The sequence below is a fragment of the Serratia sp. TSA_105.2 genome (genome assembly GCF_052692115.1).
The window spans coordinates 566,773-581,228 of the sequence record NZ_JBQZFT010000003.1 but is presented as its reverse complement, the minus strand read 5'-3'; the positions used below and the strand labels follow the sequence as shown (position 1 = coordinate 581,228).

General features: G+C 56.8%; 14 protein-coding genes. 10 read left to right on the top strand and 4 right to left on the bottom strand.

The genetic code is table 11. The features are described from left to right. Nucleotides 1-8 precede the first annotated feature (8 nt). Nucleotides 9-1,253, bottom strand: coding sequence for a FliC/FljB family flagellin (locus ACUTSC_RS13895; protein WP_197767924.1), 1,245 nt, complete (start codon nt 1,251-1,253; stop codon nt 9-11). A 281-nt stretch (nt 1,254-1,534) separates the two neighbouring features. Between ACUTSC_RS13895 and fliD the strand changes: the two genes are divergently transcribed. From fliD to ACUTSC_RS13870, 5 genes are all read left to right on the top strand, one after another. Then, complete coding sequence (fliD, locus tag ACUTSC_RS13890; RefSeq protein WP_445653396.1) at nt 1,535-2,950, top strand: flagellar filament capping protein FliD; 1,416 nt, start codon at nt 1,535-1,537, stop codon at nt 2,948-2,950. Nucleotides 2,951-2,982: 32 nt separating this feature from the next. Next, entirely contained in the window at nt 2,983-3,393 is a 411-nt protein-coding gene (fliS, locus tag ACUTSC_RS13885) for a flagellar export chaperone FliS (protein WP_025303243.1), read from the top strand. After that, nucleotides 3,393-3,761: a flagella biosynthesis regulatory protein FliT gene (gene fliT / locus ACUTSC_RS13880; protein ID WP_239822061.1), complete on the top strand. Its 369-nt coding sequence runs from the start codon at nt 3,393-3,395 to the stop codon at nt 3,759-3,761. Before fliS ends, fliT begins: the two co-directional genes overlap by 1 nt. A gap of 308 nt (nt 3,762-4,069) precedes the next feature. Beyond that, nucleotides 4,070-4,897 carry a helix-turn-helix transcriptional regulator gene (locus tag ACUTSC_RS13875; RefSeq protein WP_445653395.1) on the top strand — a complete coding sequence of 276 codons (828 nt, stop codon included), beginning with the start codon at nt 4,070-4,072 and terminating at the stop codon, nt 4,895-4,897. A 729-nt stretch (nt 4,898-5,626) separates the two neighbouring features. Next, a complete protein-coding gene (locus ACUTSC_RS13870; RefSeq protein ID WP_445653394.1) occupies nt 5,627-6,922 on the top strand; it encodes a hypothetical protein in 1,296 nt (431 codons plus the stop codon). A gap of 43 nt (nt 6,923-6,965) precedes the next feature. On the opposite strand, the gene ACUTSC_RS13865 is transcribed toward ACUTSC_RS13870, so the two are convergent. Next, on the bottom strand, nt 6,966-7,883 hold the full coding sequence (locus ACUTSC_RS13865; RefSeq protein WP_197767929.1) for a LysR substrate-binding domain-containing protein: 918 nt from the start codon (nt 7,881-7,883) through the stop codon (nt 6,966-6,968). A gap of 129 nt (nt 7,884-8,012) precedes the next feature. Here ACUTSC_RS13865 and ACUTSC_RS13860 point away from each other — a divergent pair, with 129 nt between their 5' ends. Further along, nucleotides 8,013-8,612, top strand: coding sequence for an FMN-dependent NADH-azoreductase (locus ACUTSC_RS13860; protein ID WP_445653393.1), 600 nt, complete (start codon nt 8,013-8,015; stop codon nt 8,610-8,612). Nucleotides 8,613-8,780: 168 nt separating this feature from the next. On the opposite strand, the gene ACUTSC_RS13855 is transcribed toward ACUTSC_RS13860, so the two are convergent. Next, nucleotides 8,781-8,981: a hypothetical protein gene (locus tag ACUTSC_RS13855; protein ID WP_445653392.1), complete on the bottom strand. Its 201-nt coding sequence runs from the start codon at nt 8,979-8,981 to the stop codon at nt 8,781-8,783. Between the two features lie 80 nt (nt 8,982-9,061). After that, on the bottom strand, nt 9,062-9,376 hold the full coding sequence (gene fliE, locus ACUTSC_RS13850; protein ID WP_025159836.1) for a flagellar hook-basal body complex protein FliE: 315 nt from the start codon (nt 9,374-9,376) through the stop codon (nt 9,062-9,064). Between the two features lie 314 nt (nt 9,377-9,690). On the opposite strand from fliE, the gene fliF reads away from it, so the two are divergent. Genes fliF through fliI form a run of 4 tightly spaced genes read left to right on the top strand, consistent with a single transcriptional unit; the run spans nt 9,691 to nt 14,438 of the window. After that, nucleotides 9,691-11,391: a flagellar basal-body MS-ring/collar protein FliF gene (gene fliF / locus ACUTSC_RS13845; protein WP_197767931.1), complete on the top strand. Its 1,701-nt coding sequence runs from the start codon at nt 9,691-9,693 to the stop codon at nt 11,389-11,391. After that, complete coding sequence (fliG, locus tag ACUTSC_RS13840; RefSeq protein ID WP_060420814.1) at nt 11,388-12,380, top strand: flagellar motor switch protein FliG; 993 nt, start codon at nt 11,388-11,390, stop codon at nt 12,378-12,380. Before fliF ends, fliG begins: the two co-directional genes overlap by 4 nt. Next, nucleotides 12,373-13,077, top strand: coding sequence for a flagellar assembly protein FliH (fliH, locus tag ACUTSC_RS13835; RefSeq protein WP_197767932.1), 705 nt, complete (start codon nt 12,373-12,375; stop codon nt 13,075-13,077). Before fliG ends, fliH begins: the two co-directional genes overlap by 8 nt. Then, nucleotides 13,077-14,438 carry a flagellar protein export ATPase FliI gene (gene fliI / locus ACUTSC_RS13830; RefSeq protein WP_197767933.1) on the top strand — a complete coding sequence of 454 codons (1,362 nt, stop codon included), beginning with the start codon at nt 13,077-13,079 and terminating at the stop codon, nt 14,436-14,438. Before fliH ends, fliI begins: the two co-directional genes overlap by 1 nt. Nucleotides 14,439-14,456: the final 18 nt, after the last annotated feature.

The following is a 14,456-nucleotide window of genomic DNA, read 5'->3' as shown; positions in this document are numbered from 1 at the left end:
AGAAACGATTAACGCAGCAGGGACAGAACGTTCTGAGTAGACTGGTTAGCCTGTGCCAGAACAGAGGTGCCAGCCTGTTGCAGGATGTTGGCACGGCTCATGTTGGACACTTCGGTCGCGTAGTCAGCATCCTGAATACGGGACTGAGAAGCGGACAGGTTGTTAACGGTGCTGTTCAGGTTGTTGATAACAGAATCGAAACGGTTCTGTACCGCACCCAGGGAAGAACGCAGGGAGTCAACCTGAGACAGCGCTTTGTCCAGGGTTGCCAGCGGATCGGCAGTTTTTGGCTCGGAGCTCAGTTCTGCGCCACGAGTAACTTTACCGTCTTTGGCCACTTCAGCTTTGAAGTATTTACCAGCGTCTTCGATGATGTAAGACTTACCGTTGTCGTAAGATTTCAGGTTGTCGGTGTCAGCTTTGTCACCAGACACAGCTACTTTTTCCTGAATGCTTGAAACGGATGCGGCAGTACTCAAAGTACCTTTCAGAGTTGCACCAGCTGCAGTAGTGTCGATGGAGGTAACTTTACCATCGGCGCCGATAGTAGCTTTATAGAAGTCGCCTTTGGTATCTGCTGCGTAGATGTCGCCGGATGCGTCATCTTTAACGTATTTTGCCGGATCATCAGCACCCGCTTTCTTACCGTTGGTGTCGATAGCAATGCTTTTACCGGTAGACACTTCGGTAACGGCACCACCGATTTTAGCTTTATCCACGCCGCCGGCAACGCTGAAGGTTTCCAGGCCCAGGGTTTTGGCGTTGATGTCTTTCAGTTCGATATCGATGGTTTCGTTATCGTTAGCACCAACCTGGATGGTCAGTTTCTGATCGCTGCTCAGCACTTTCACGCCGTTGAAATCGGTTTGCTCGGAGATGCGGTTGATTTCAGACAGGCGCTGAGAGATCTCGTCCTGGATGGACTGCAGGTCGCTGGAAGAGTTGGAACCGTTCTGCGCCTGTACGGTCAGACGACGGATGTTCTGCAGGTTGTCGTTAACTTCATTCAGTGCGCCTTCAGTGGTCTGCGCCAGAGAGATACCGTCGTTGGCGTTGCGAGAAGCCTGAGTCAGGCCTTTGATGTTCGCGGTGAAACGGTTGGAAATAGCCTGACCCGCAGCATCGTCTTTCGCGCTGTTGATACGCAGACCGGAAGACAGACGCTCAATCGCAGTACCCAGAGAAGACTGAGATTTGTTCAGGTTGTTCTGCGCCATCAGCGACAGGCTGTTAGTGTTAATTACTTGTGCCATTGTTTGCTTTCCTTACGAGTCAGTTGCGTTCTTCGCAACACAGTTAAAAGGTTCGGGCTTATTTGCCCACGGCGTCAACCACCGTCCCCTCAGGTATCGGCCCTCCCCTAACAACCTTTAGCAATTTTTTAAAATTTTTTGCGCCGTCGGCAATGGCGGAAATAACGCGGTTTTTCCCTCCTCTATTGCGCCATCGGTTTTTTATTTTTTTCGGTAAACTTTTTCACCGCTGGGCCGATAACGCGTAAAGCGAATAAAGTCATTACCAAGGAGAAACACGAATGGCATCGATCAGTTCATTAGGCATCGGCTCAGGACTCGACCTTAACGGCTTGCTGGACAAGCTGACCAAAGCGGAACAGCAGCGTCTGACGCCGTACACCACCCAGCAGACCAGTTACAACGCCCAGCTAACCGCTTACGGCACGCTGAAAGGCGCGCTGGAGAAGTTTGACAATCTGAGCAAAGAGCTGGCCAAGCCAGAGTTCTTCAATAACACCACTGCCACCAAGCACGATCAGTTTACCGTGACCACCACTAACAAGTCGGTACCGGGTAACTATTCGATCGAGGTCTTGAAACTGGCACAGCCGCAAACGCTGACCACTCAGACGCCGATTGCCGACCAGCAGGCCAAGCTGGGCACATCGGGCAGCAGCGATCGTTCCATCTCTATTACGGCAGGTAACCCGCCGAAAGAGACCAAGATCCCGCTCGGTGACGATCAGACCTCGCTGGTCGAGATGCGCGACGCCATCAACAAATCGAAATCCGGCGTCACTGCCAGCATCATGCGCGTCGGCGACAATGACTATCAACTGGCATTGAGCTCCACCACGCCCGGCGAAAAAAACACCATTGCGGTGCAGGTCAATAACGACGACAAGCTCGGCGCCATCCTCAACTACGATCCTAAAAAACCGCCGAAAGATGGCAGCACCGCGATGAAGCAAACCGTGCCCGGTCAGGATGCGGAAATCGTCGTCAACGGCACGAAAATCAAGCGCAGCACCAACTCGATCGCCGATGCCTTGCAGGGCGTAACGCTCGACCTGAAAACCACCACCAAGGCCGGCGAACCGCAAAACCTGGTGATCGGCATCGACAAGAGCGGCAGCGCCGACAAGATTAAAGAGTGGGTGGACAACTACAACACACTGCTGGACACCTTTAATTCGCTGACCAAGTACACCCCGGTCAAACCCGGTGAAGCACAGAACGCCAAAAACGGCGCGCTGCTGGGCGACAACACCCTGCGCGGTATTCAGTCCTCGATCAAAAGCGCTCTCAGCTCGGCGCAGGACAACCCGGAGTTGAAAGGCCTGGGCAACCTCGGCATCACCACCAACGTCAAAACCGGCAAGCTGGAAATCGACAGCACCAAGCTGAACAAAGCCATCGACGAAAAACCGGAGCAGGTCGCCAACTTCTTCGCCGGCAACGGTAAAGACACCGGCATGGCCACCCAGATCCACAACGATATCCAAAATTACATCAAGGCCGGCGGCATCATCGAGAACTCGACCAAGAGCATCAACACCAATCTCGATCGCCTGAACATCCAGATCACCACGGTTACGGCCAGCATTCAGAACACCATCGACCGCTATAAGCAGCAGTTCGTTCAGTTAGATACCATGATGTCTAAATTGAGCGGCACGGGTGACTATTTAAAACAGCAATTCTCGGCAAAGTGATCCCTTAACCAAGTAACAGGTAAAGAAACAACATGTATAACAGAAGCGGCACTCAGGCCTATGCACAGGTCAGTCTGGAAAGCGGCGCCATGAGCGCCAGCCCGCACCAGTTAATCGTGATGTTGTTCGACGGGGCGCTCAGCGCCCTGCTTCGCGCACGCATCCTGATGAACCAGGGCGATATCGCCGGCAAAGGTATGGCGCTGTCCAAAGCCATCAATATCATCGACAACGGCCTGAAAAGCGGCCTCGACCCTCAGCAGGGCGGCGAGATCGCCGAAAACCTGGCGGCGTTGTACGACTATATGAAGCGGCGGCTGATGCAGGCCAACCTGCACAACGACGAAGCGGCGATCGCCGAAGTGGTCAAACTGCTGGAAAACATCGCCGACGCCTGGCGCCAAATCGGCCCCAACTACCAACCTTCGCAGGACGCCATGTAATGGAACGTCAACAGCAGCTGTTAGCCGCTTATCAACAAATTTATAGCCTGAGCAGCCAGATGATCGCGCTGGCGCAAACCGGGCGCTGGGAAGAGCTCGTCGAGCTCGAATTCGCTTACGTGACGGCGGTGGAAAAAACCGCCACCTTTACCGGGCAAGCCGGCCCTTCCATGGCGTTGCAGGAGATGTTACGCAATAAGCTGCAACAGATCCTCGACAACGAAACCGAGCTCAAACGTCTGTTACAGCAGCGCATGGATGAGCTGAAGATGCTGATCGAACAGTCCACGCGCCAGAACGTGGTCAACAATACCTACGGCCAGTTTCATGACCGTGCGCTGTTGCTGGGGGAACCACAGGTCCGATAAGATCGACAATACTGACGAAAATGGATTAAATAGCACTATGCGCTATTACTCTCGGGTTACGTTAGGATATTAATCTATGGCATTTGAATTATTCAGTTTATGGGTAATTGGTAAAATGCGCGCTTCGAGCCTGGCTCTCACTTTAATGGATAAACATTATCCCGACACGGACGTTTTCTGTTCAGCAGGAAATTGATTTTTGATAGATACAACACGCCGCTGTGTTTCACGGCCCATGGAAAAATGTTGCTCCAACGCGGATCAAAGCGTAAAGATATTCTCAGATAATGGCTGCGAAATGAATATCGATGGAACGTACAATTAATCTCTGTCCAGGAATTGGCGCCTCAGCGCACATCATTCAGCATACTGAATTATTATTCCCTTCAGTCTATTTTGAGCAACCACACCTGTATCTGATACAACAAGGCCATAAGCGCGTACGCTGGCAACAACACGAGGTGGTGGCTCATGCCGGCGAACTGTTGATTATCGACGGGGGGCAAACGGTGGATATTATTAACGGCCCCTCCGAAGAGGGGGTGTTTAGTTGCCAGTTGCTGACCTGCGACCCATTGCTGCTCACTCTTCAGCCTCTGGCCGAGGAAGCGCCGGCGCCGATGCCGTTTGATGCCGTCCTGGCGCTGCGCAGCCTGCCCTGCGCGTTGAAACACAGTTTTGAGACCACCAGCCTGGCGCTCGCGCTCCGGCAGCGTTTTCCCACCATCATCGTGCGGCACAAAATGCTGGAAATTCTGCTGTGGCTGGCCCAATTCGGCATTCGCTTCATCCACAACGAAGCCAAGGACCTGACGCAGCGCGTGCGTCGCTGCCTGGCAACCGATCCGCACAGCATTTGGACCGCGGCCAAGGTGGCGGAAAGCCTGTCGATGAGTGAAGTGATGCTGCGCCGCAAACTGTCGATGGAAAATACCGCGTTGCGCAACCTAATGATCGACGTGCGCATGAGTAGCGCGCTGGCCCTGCTGCAGTCGACCGACTGGCCGATCTCCGCCATCGCGCAACATGTCGGCTATGAAAGCGCATCACGTTTCGCCGAACGTTTTCGCAAACGCTTCGGTTTCGCCCCTACCGCCATTCGCGGTCATCAAAGGATTATGGAACCTGGCCTTTGAACAGCATTACGGTTCCAGCTAATCAATGGCGGCAAACACTGCAATTTAGCCCAGATAAACGATGGCATCGCAATGATGCGGGCGTGCCGAGCAACTTATCTTGACGTATCCGCCAGCGACCGCTGGCACCTTTTCCTGGTTTTTCCTCTTCCTGCCGCTGGCTATTTATCCCGCACAACCCACTGCTCGGTTCTCCACCAAAGCATTAAGTATTTTCCTATTTTGACCGACCCCTAAAATTTGCTTGCTATACTGCTTTTCTATCTGACTGTCTAAAGCGAGAACGTAAAAATGCGGCAAAGGAACAACGTTAAAGCCAAGCTTAAGCAAGCGGGTGAAAAGCTGGTGCTTGCCAGCTGTCTCTTGTTGCTGCTTTATTACGCATTGCAATGGTCGTTGCTCCTCGGTGATTTTTGATTAACTTTATTTATTTATTCTATTGCTAAATTAATTGCACCGGTGGCCTGTTTCCTGCTGTTATTGCAAATCCCGAGGGCCAATCGTCACTATACCAAACGCAAAATCCGCACGACTTAGTTAGCCCGTTAATTATAAGAATGGGATATACTTGCAGTCTAATTCTATAACCCCATGAATCTACTACCCTTGCAGCTAGACCGCCCCGCCTTCTTATTGTATGATAGCGCGCGGAAATACGCTGGCTTTTATAACTACTTTAATTTGAAGTCAGACGATGCCATATAGGATAAGTAACTTAGGGAATATAATGTGAATATATTAAGTTTTGTTTGGCTAGCTCTTGCTTTCGCCACTTTTTTCCTACACCACAGAACCATTTTCGCCCTGTTGATTCTCGCATCCATCTTTCAATCAAGCGCTATTATTAACACAGGGAGTAATAGCCTACCCATATTTTACTTTATCGAGCTGGTTTTAATAACCCGGTTTGTTTTTACTTCAAAAAACAGCACATCCGTCTTGAACTTAAAACACCGGGTATTTCTACAATCGCTGGTAATAATTATTCTTTTTTGGTTCTTCACCTATGCGTTAACCCACCTATTTGAAGGGATAAGGGTTTATTCACCGGCTTATAGCTTTGAAAATAACTACGCCAAAAAAGGTATCTCGCTTGTGTGGGGCAATAACAACATCAAGCAACTGATTCTAATCACGCTGAACCTCATAACGCTGTATGTCATTTACGTCAAGCGGCGTGAAATTACGCCTGAATACGCACTGAAAACCATCATTTTCACAACGTTGGTTTTCTCCGCTTACTGTCTGATTTGGCTCCTTGCCAGGCCGCTGGCAAATGCGATTCAGATTTTGATGTATAACAGCATGCACAACGCCAATGCCATTTTTGAATCCAGACTGAGCGGTACCTTCGGTGAACCGTCATTCGCCGGTATCTTTATCGGCGCAACGATCGTGCCTCTTATGGTTGCCAAGGGTTTGCGACTGAAGCTAGTGGCCCTATTGATGATGCTGCTCTTGGTTAAAAACGGCTCTACATCGGGCTATTTTACCCTGCTTACGTCGCTATGCGGCACATTCATTTTCAGTCCGCGTTTTAGCCTGATACAGAAAGCTCTATTTTCTCTGGCTTTGGCCATCGTATCAAAGCTCACATTTATCTTTTTCCTGGAGAAAATAACCGATTACGCGGATAAAAAAGCGCAAACGATCTCTCACCTCGTGCGTTCCGCCTCCAACTACAATGCCCTTGAAATTATGTATAATACCTTTGGCTTGGGCGTCGGTATCGGTAGCGCAAGAATATCTTCTCTGCCTCTGTCCCTACTTGCTAACTTCGGAATATTGGGGACGATACTGTTAGTCGGTTTTATCGTATCCAAGCTTATTCGTTCGCAATATAACGTCGCGGGCAACGAAGCCCATTCCATGCTTAAATTTATGCTTTTCTCCGCATTTTTAGGCTCCTGCGCCGCCAACCCTGATTACTCTTACGGGTTCATTTGGGTTCTTATTTTCAGTTGCCTGTTGACAGGGAAAACACAGCCGTCACTGCCACGGTCAACGCAACAGCGCGCGCTCTGACATCGGTAAGCGTCCCTTGGACCGCTTGCCACCACATTCACGCTCAGGCCGACGCGAACCGCGTCAGCCTGCCCGGCAGCTCCGCCACCAATTTGTCCACCGCCAGCCGCACCTTGAGCGGCTGATAAGGCATATACGGCCATACCACATTCACCGGAAAACTGAGGCTGGACTCACCACGCATGAGTTCCACCAACGCCCCCGCCACCAGCCGATCGCGTACCAGCCACTCCGGCAGCCAGGCAATACCGGCGCCGGCGGAAACGGCATCGACGATTCCCTGCATGTCATCCATCATCATCTTGGCCGGTGGCCTGAACGGCCGCAGCTCGCCGTTTTCACCGCGAAGTTGCCAGGGCAACACGGCGCCGGCGTGCAGATACCCCACCGCCTGATGTCGGCTTAAGGCGTCCACCGTGCTCGGTTCGCCGCAGCGCTGCAGATAATCGGGCGAAGCGCACAGCAGCATGCCGTGTTCACCCAGACGCCGGGCAACCAAACTGCCGCTGTCCGCCAGCTCGCCGATGCGTACCGCCAGATCGAACCCCTCGTCGACCAGATCGATCCTGCGGTCGCTGAACGAGATTTCCAGCGCCAGCAACGGATGCTCATTCGCCAGCGCCGTCAGCAAGGGGGCGATGCACAGGTGGCCGAACAACACCGGCACTGAGACCCTGAGCCGGCCGCTGACCTGCATCTTGCCGCTGTCCAGCTGATTTTCCGCCGCCTGAATGTTCGCCAACGCCTGTCGACAGTGCTCGTAGTACAGCGCCCCTTCATCCGTCAGGCTCAGACTGCGCGTAGTGCGCATAAACAACATCACGCCGAGCCGCGCCTCGAGCCGCGACACGATTTTGCTGACCGCGGAGCGCGTCAGATGCAGTTTTTCTGCGGCGGCGGCAAAACTGCCGCCTTCCGCCACGGCGACAAAAGCCGGCAGCGCGCTGAGATCGCTTTTCATTTTACCGTTTCCAAATTGGAATCAATTAAGTGAAAACCTATCACCACTGGTGAACATCGAGCAATGATAACCTGCAGTCATTCCGGAATTCCCGGTGAAAACCACAGATGACCGTCAGAGGACAACCACATGAAAAAAATACTGGTGCTCAAATCCAGCATTATGGGAAACGACTCGCAGACCAATAACCTGATTGATCGCTATCTGGCGGAACGTCGGGCCAACGGGCATGAAGACCAGATCGTCGAGCACGATCTGACGGCGTTAGACCTGCCGGTATTGGACGGCGAGCTGTTCAGTGCGCTGCGCGGCGCGGAAAACACCAGCCCACGCGCCCAAGCGGCGGTGGCGCTTTCCGATCAGTTGATTGCCGAACTGAAAGGGAGCGATCTGCTGCTGATCGGGGCGCCGATGTACAACCTCAACGTACCGACCCAGTTGAAAAACTGGTTCGATCTGGTGGCCCGCGCTCGGGTAACGTTCAACTATACCGCCACCTACCCGGTCGGGTTGGTCGAAGGCGTCAATGCGCTGGTATTCAGTTCACGCGGCGGCGTACACGCCGGCCAGCCGACCGACGCCGTGACGCCCTATCTGCGGTCGGTGCTGGGGCTGATGGGGATCGGCGACGTGCAATTTATCTATGCCGAAGGGCTGGATATGAAACCGCACGGCCTCGCGCAGGGGCTGGCGAACGCCCACCAGCGGATTGCGGAATTGGCGGACTGAGGCAAACGCACGACGGCATTGATTTGTTATAACATAACAAATATGATAACCGCGTTGACGTCACCCAGAACGGGCGTCGACGCACCTACATCACATAAAGTTTTATCGCACTTTGAGCCAGCTATTTCGATAGCTGGTTTTTTTTGTTCATCGGCTGGGGGCTCGGCGTCAGTATTGCCGGGCGACGCGTTTCATTTCTCGCTCACCGGGTGACTGCGTTTTCACGGACAGCGGCGCGACAAACGCTTTCCATTCCTTGCCGGCGTCCTGATGAACCGCGTTTTTTGGGGCCGATGAATCGTCATCGTTTTGCCCGGCGCATCCTGACAGCGCCATGATACCCAGAGCAAGACACAGCGATTTGCACATCATCCTATCCTGATAAATAACCGTCGCTATAGGGTAACAGCGCCGGCCCAAATGTCACTGCAAAATGGTCGGCATGCTCATCACACCGGCATATTCATGATGTCCTGGTAGGCTGCCACCAGCTTGTTGCGCACCTGCACGCCCAGCTGCAGCGAGACCGACGATTTCTGCAGGTCGACCATCACATCGTTCAGGCTGATGCCCGGCACGCCCAGTTCAAAATCCTGCGCCTGTTTGCGTGCCGTTTGCTGGGTCTCGCTGATCTTGCCGAGCGCCGCGGTCAGTTCGCTGGCGAAGCTGACGCCCTGCGGCGCCGCATTTTGCCCCATCTTGCCGGCCTGAACCGCCATGGTCTGCATCTGCTGCAGTACCCCTTCAATGCCCTGAATCGCCATCTGATCCTCAATCATCTCGTCTCGCCGGGTGACGTTTCACCCTGCACTTCTCCAATGATGCACACCCTAGCACAGCGTTTTCAGACCTAAAGCGGCTAATTAACTGCAAAAAACCCGGCTTATCGGGCAATCGGAATCGTCTGATAAGGCGAATAATGGCCTGCCCAGAAATGGGAGCGCCGCTATTTAGAAGATATGTGTATCAGGGAGTCTGTTTTGTCACACAACGCTAACCATACCGTTCATCAGCCTGGCAGGGAGCTGCTCAGCGGCCCGTACGGGATCGTGAGCGCCATTGAAGGACGAGACCTAAAATGAGTGCTTCGATAACCGCCGGCGAAAGCCGCGACAACGGCCTGCAGGCCATCTGGAATCGTCTGCGCGCCAACCCGAAAATTCCGTTGCTGGTCGCCGCCTCTGCCGCGATCGCGATCGTCGTCGCGCTGCTGTTGTGGGTGAAAAGTCCCGACTACCGCGTGCTGTACAGCAATCTGAACGACCGCGACGGTGGCGCCATCGTCACTCAACTGACGCAGATGAACATCCCTTACCGCTTTGCCGAAAATGGCGCGGCGCTGCTGATCCCGGCGGAAAAAGTGCATGAAACCCGTCTGCGTCTGGCGCAGCAAGGGCTGCCGAAGGGCGGCGCCGTCGGCTTCGAACTGCTGGATCAGGAAAAATTCGGCATCAGCCAGTTCAGCGAGCAGATCAACTACCAGCGCGCCCTTGAAGGCGAGCTGTCGCGCACTATCGAATCGCTGGGGCCGGTGCAAAACGCCCGCGTTCACCTGGCGCTGCCTAAACCTTCGCTGTTCGTGCGCGAACAGAAATCCCCTTCCGCGTCGGTAACGCTGACCCTGCAACCCGGCCGTGCGCTGGACGATGGCCAGATCAACGCCATCGTTTATATGGTGTCGAGCAGCGTCGCCGGCCTGCCGCCGGGCAACGTGACCGTGGTCGATCAGGCTGGCCGTCTGCTGACGCAGTCCGACGGCACCGGGCGCGATCTCAACGCCTCGCAGCTGAAATACGCCAACGAAGTGGAAAACGGCTTCCAGCGCCGCATCGAAGCGATCCTCGCCCCGGTGGTCGGCAGCGCCAACGTGCGCGCGCAGGTCACGGCGCAGATCGACTTCGCCACTCGCGAACAAACCGATGAACAGTACCAACCGAACCAACAGCCGGACAAAGCCGCTATCCGCTCTCAACAAACCAGCCTGAGCGAGCAGATCGGCGGGCCACAGGTGGGCGGCGTGCCGGGCGCATTGTCCAACCAACCAAGCGCGCCTGCCACGGCGCCGATTGAGACCGCCAAGCCGGCCACCGCGGCAGGCAACAATGCCAACGCCAACGCGCAAGACGCCGCAACCACCCGCAGCGCAGCGGCCAACGGCGTACCGCAAAATACCCGTCGCGACGCGACCACCAACTACGAGCTCGACCGCACCATTCGCCATACCCAGCAAAAAGCCGGCACCGTGCAGCGTCTGTCGGTCGCCGTGGTCGTCAACTATCTGGGCACCGATAAAGACGGCAAACCGCAGCCGATGAGCAAAGAGCAGTTGGCGCAGATCGAAGCGCTGGTGCGTGAAGCGATGGGCTACTCCAGCAGCCGTGGCGATACCCTGAACGTGGTCAACACGCCGTTTACCGACAGTCAGGTGACCGGTGGCGAACTGCCGTTCTGGCAAAGCCAGTCGTTTATCGATCGCCTGCTCGACGCGGGCCGCTATCTGCTGGTGCTGCTGGTGGCCTGGCTGCTGTGGCGCAAACTGGTGCGGCCGCAGCTGCAACAGCGCCAGGCGGCGCAACAGGCCGCCGTCGCCGCCGCCAACGCCCCTGCCGCCAAACCGGTCGACAGCAGCAAACCGAGCAACGAAGAGCTGGCGCAGCGTCGTAAATCGCAGCAGCGCGTCAGCGCAGAAGTCCAGAGCCAGCGGATCCGCGATCTGGCTGACAAAGACCCACGCGTGGTCGCTCTGGTAATCCGCCAATGGATGAGTAACGAGATATGAGCCTGACCGGAACCGACAAAAGCGCCATCCTGCTGATGACGCTGGGTGAAGATCGCGCGGCGGAGGTGTTCAAGCACCTCTCCTCGCGCGAAGTACAGCTGCTGAGCGGCACCATGGCCGGCATGAGCCAGGTTTCGCACAAACAGCTCGGCGAAGTACTGACCGAGTTTGAAGACGACGCCGAGCAATACGCGGCGCTGAGCGTCAACGCCAGCGACTATCTGCGCTCGGTGCTGGTCAAGGCGCTGGGCGAAGAGCGCGCCGCCAGCCTGCTGGAAGACATTCTCGAATCGCGCGAGACCACCACCGGCATGGAAACGCTCAACTTTATGGAGCCGCAGAGCGCCGCCGATCTGATCCGCGACGAACACCCGCAGATCATCGCCACCATTCTGGTACACCTCAAACGCGGCCAGGCGGCGGATATTCTGGCCCTGTTCGACGAACGCCTGCGCAACGATGTGATGCTGCGTATCGCCACCTTCGGCGGCGTGCAGCCGGCGGCGTTGGCGGAGCTGACCGAAGTGCTGAACAACCTGCTCGACGGCCAAAACCTCAAGCGCAGCAAAATGGGCGGGGTGCGCACCGCCGCCGAGATCATCAACCTGATGAAAACCCAGCAGGAAGAGGCGGTCATCGACGCGATGCGCGAATACGACGGCGAGCTGGCGCAGAAGATCATCGACGAGATGTTCCTGTTCGAAAACCTGGTGGAAGTCGACGATCGCAGTATCCAACGCCTGCTGCAGGAAGTGGAAGGCGAGTCGCTGCTGATCGCGTTGAAAGGCGCCGAACAGCCGCTGCGCGAGAAGTTCCTCAAGAACATGTCGCAACGCGCCGCCGACATCCTGCGCGACGATCTGGCCAACCGTGGGCCGGTGCGCATGTCGCAGGTGGAGAACGAGCAGAAAGCCATCCTGCTGGTGGTGAGACGCCTGGCGGAAAGCGGCGAAATGATCATCGGCGGCGGCGAGGACACCTATGTCTGATCGCATTAACACCCTGCCCTGGCAGCCCTGGTCGCTCAACGACCTGGGCGAACAGAAACCGGCTATCGAACTGCCGCAGTTGCCGGATATCGAACTTGACGATCCGTCGCCGGACGCACAGGCCGAATTGCAGCAGCAGTTGGCGACGCTGCGCCTGCAGGCCGAGCAACAGGGCCAGCAGTTGGGCTATGCCGACGGCCAGCAAAAAGGCTATGAGGCCGGTTTTCAGTCCGGACTGGAGGAAGGCCGCCAGCAAGGGCTGCTGGAAGCACAACAGCAGCAGCAGCCGCTGACCGCTCACTGGCAGCAGCTGGTCACCGAATTCCAGCACACGCTGGACGCGCTCGACAGCGTGATCGCCTCCCGGTTGATGCAGCTGGCGCTGACCGCCGCCAAGCAGGTGCTGGGCCAACCGCCGGTGTGCGACGGCACTGCCCTGCTGGCGCAGATCCAACAGCTGATCCAGCAGGAACCGATGTTCAGCGGCAAGCCGCAGCTGCGGGTGCACCCGGACGACTACCCGCGCGTCGAGCAACAGTTGGGGGTCACCCTCAGCCTGCACGGCTGGCGTCTGCTGGCGGACGGTGAACTGCATCCGGGCGGCTGCAAGGTCAGCGCCGAGGAAGGCGATCTCGACGCCAGCCTGGCGACGCGCTGGCATGAACTGTGCCGCCTGGCAGCACCGGGAGAAGTCTGATGACCGCGCGTCTCGGCCGCTGGCTGAGCTCTCTGGATTCGCTGGAAAAGCGCATCGCCCGCGCGCCGACGGTGCGCCGCTACGGTCGCCTGACCCGCGCCACCGGGCTGGTGCTGGAGGCCACCGGGCTGCAGTTGCCGCTCGGCGCGACCTGCCTCATCGAACGGCACGACGCCGGTGAGGTGCAGGAAGTGGAAAGCGAAGTGGTCGGCTTCAACGGCCAGCGGCTGTTCCTGATGCCGCTGGAAGAAGTGGAAGGCATCGTGCCGGGTGCGCGGGTTTACGCCCGCATCGCGCCGGAGGGCCAAAGCGCCGGCAAACAGCTGCCGCTCGGCCCGGCGCTGTTGGGGCGGGTGCTGGACGGCAGCGCCAAACCGCTCGACGGCCTGCCTTCACCGGAAACCGGTTACCGCGCGCCGCTGATCACCGCGCCGTTCAACCCCTTGCAGCGCACGCCGATCGAGCAGGTGCTGGACGTGGGGGTGCGCACCATCAACGGCCTGCTGACCGTCGGTCGCGGCCAGCGCATGGGCCTGTTCGCCGGCTCCGGCGTCGGCAAGAGCGTGCTGCTCGGCATGATGGCCCGTTATACCCAGGCGGATGTGATCGTCGTTGGCCTGATCGGCGAGCGTGGCCGCGAGGTCAAAGACTTTATCGAGAACATTCTCGGCGCCGAAGGCCGGGCGCGATCGGTGGTGATCGCTGCGCCGGCGGACGTATCGCCGCTGCTGCGCATGCAGGGGGCGGCCTACGCCACCCGCATCGCCGAAGATTTCCGCGATCGCGGGCAGCATGTGTTGCTGATCATGGACTCCCTCACCCGCTACGCCATGGCGCAGCGTGAGATCGCCCTGGCCATCGGCGAGCCGCCGGCGACCAAAGGCTATCCGCCGTCGGTCTTCGCCAAGCTGCCTGCGCTGGTGGAACGCGCGGGCAACGGCATCAGCGGCGGCGGTTCCATCACCGCCTTCTACACCGTGTTGACCGAAGGGGACGATCAGCAAGACCCGATAGCCGACTCGGCGCGCGCGATTCTCGATGGCCACGTGGTGCTGTCCCGGCGCCTGGCGGAAGCCGGCCACTATCCGGCGATCGACATCGAAGCGTCGATCAGCCGCGCCATGACGTCGCTGATCGACGAAGAGCATTACCGCCGGGTGCGCACCTTCAAACAGATGCTGGCCAGCTATCAGCGCAACCGCGATCTGATCAGCGTCGGCGCTTACGCGGCGGGCAGCGATCCGTTGCTGGACAAAGCGATGACGCTGTATCCCCAAATGGAAGCTTACCTGCAGCAGGGCATCTTTGAACGCAGCGGCTATGATGAAGCCTGTCAACAGTTGCAGCAGTTGATTGTTTAACGTCACCAGAGGCGCACA

What these genes read in the sequence shown, in the direction of transcription:
- ACUTSC_RS13860 (WP_445653393.1), top strand. Translation starts at nt 8,013, where the DNA reads ATGAAAAAAATACTGGTGCTCAAATCCAGCATTATGGGAAACGACTCG.
- fliS (WP_025303243.1), top strand. Translation starts at nt 2,983, where the DNA reads ATGTATAACAGAAGCGGCACTCAGGCCTATGCACAGGTCAGTCTGGAA.
- fliE (WP_025159836.1), bottom strand. Translation starts at nt 9,376, where the DNA reads ATGGCGATTCAGGGCATTGAAGGGGTACTGCAGCAGATGCAGACCATG.
- ACUTSC_RS13875 (WP_445653395.1), top strand. Translation starts at nt 4,070, where the DNA reads ATGGAACGTACAATTAATCTCTGTCCAGGAATTGGCGCCTCAGCGCAC.
- ACUTSC_RS13865 (WP_197767929.1), bottom strand. Translation starts at nt 7,883, where the DNA reads ATGAAAAGCGATCTCAGCGCGCTGCCGGCTTTTGTCGCCGTGGCGGAA.
- ACUTSC_RS13855 (WP_445653392.1), bottom strand. Translation starts at nt 8,981, where the DNA reads ATGTGCAAATCGCTGTGTCTTGCTCTGGGTATCATGGCGCTGTCAGGA.
- fliT (WP_239822061.1), top strand. Translation starts at nt 3,393, where the DNA reads ATGGAACGTCAACAGCAGCTGTTAGCCGCTTATCAACAAATTTATAGC.
- fliH (WP_197767932.1), top strand. Translation starts at nt 12,373, where the DNA reads ATGTCTGATCGCATTAACACCCTGCCCTGGCAGCCCTGGTCGCTCAAC.
- fliD (WP_445653396.1), top strand. Translation starts at nt 1,535, where the DNA reads ATGGCATCGATCAGTTCATTAGGCATCGGCTCAGGACTCGACCTTAAC.
- fliI (WP_197767933.1), top strand. Translation starts at nt 13,077, where the DNA reads ATGACCGCGCGTCTCGGCCGCTGGCTGAGCTCTCTGGATTCGCTGGAA.
- fliG (WP_060420814.1), top strand. Translation starts at nt 11,388, where the DNA reads ATGAGCCTGACCGGAACCGACAAAAGCGCCATCCTGCTGATGACGCTG.
- ACUTSC_RS13895 (WP_197767924.1), bottom strand. Translation starts at nt 1,253, where the DNA reads ATGGCACAAGTAATTAACACTAACAGCCTGTCGCTGATGGCGCAGAAC.
- fliF (WP_197767931.1), top strand. Translation starts at nt 9,691, where the DNA reads ATGAGTGCTTCGATAACCGCCGGCGAAAGCCGCGACAACGGCCTGCAG.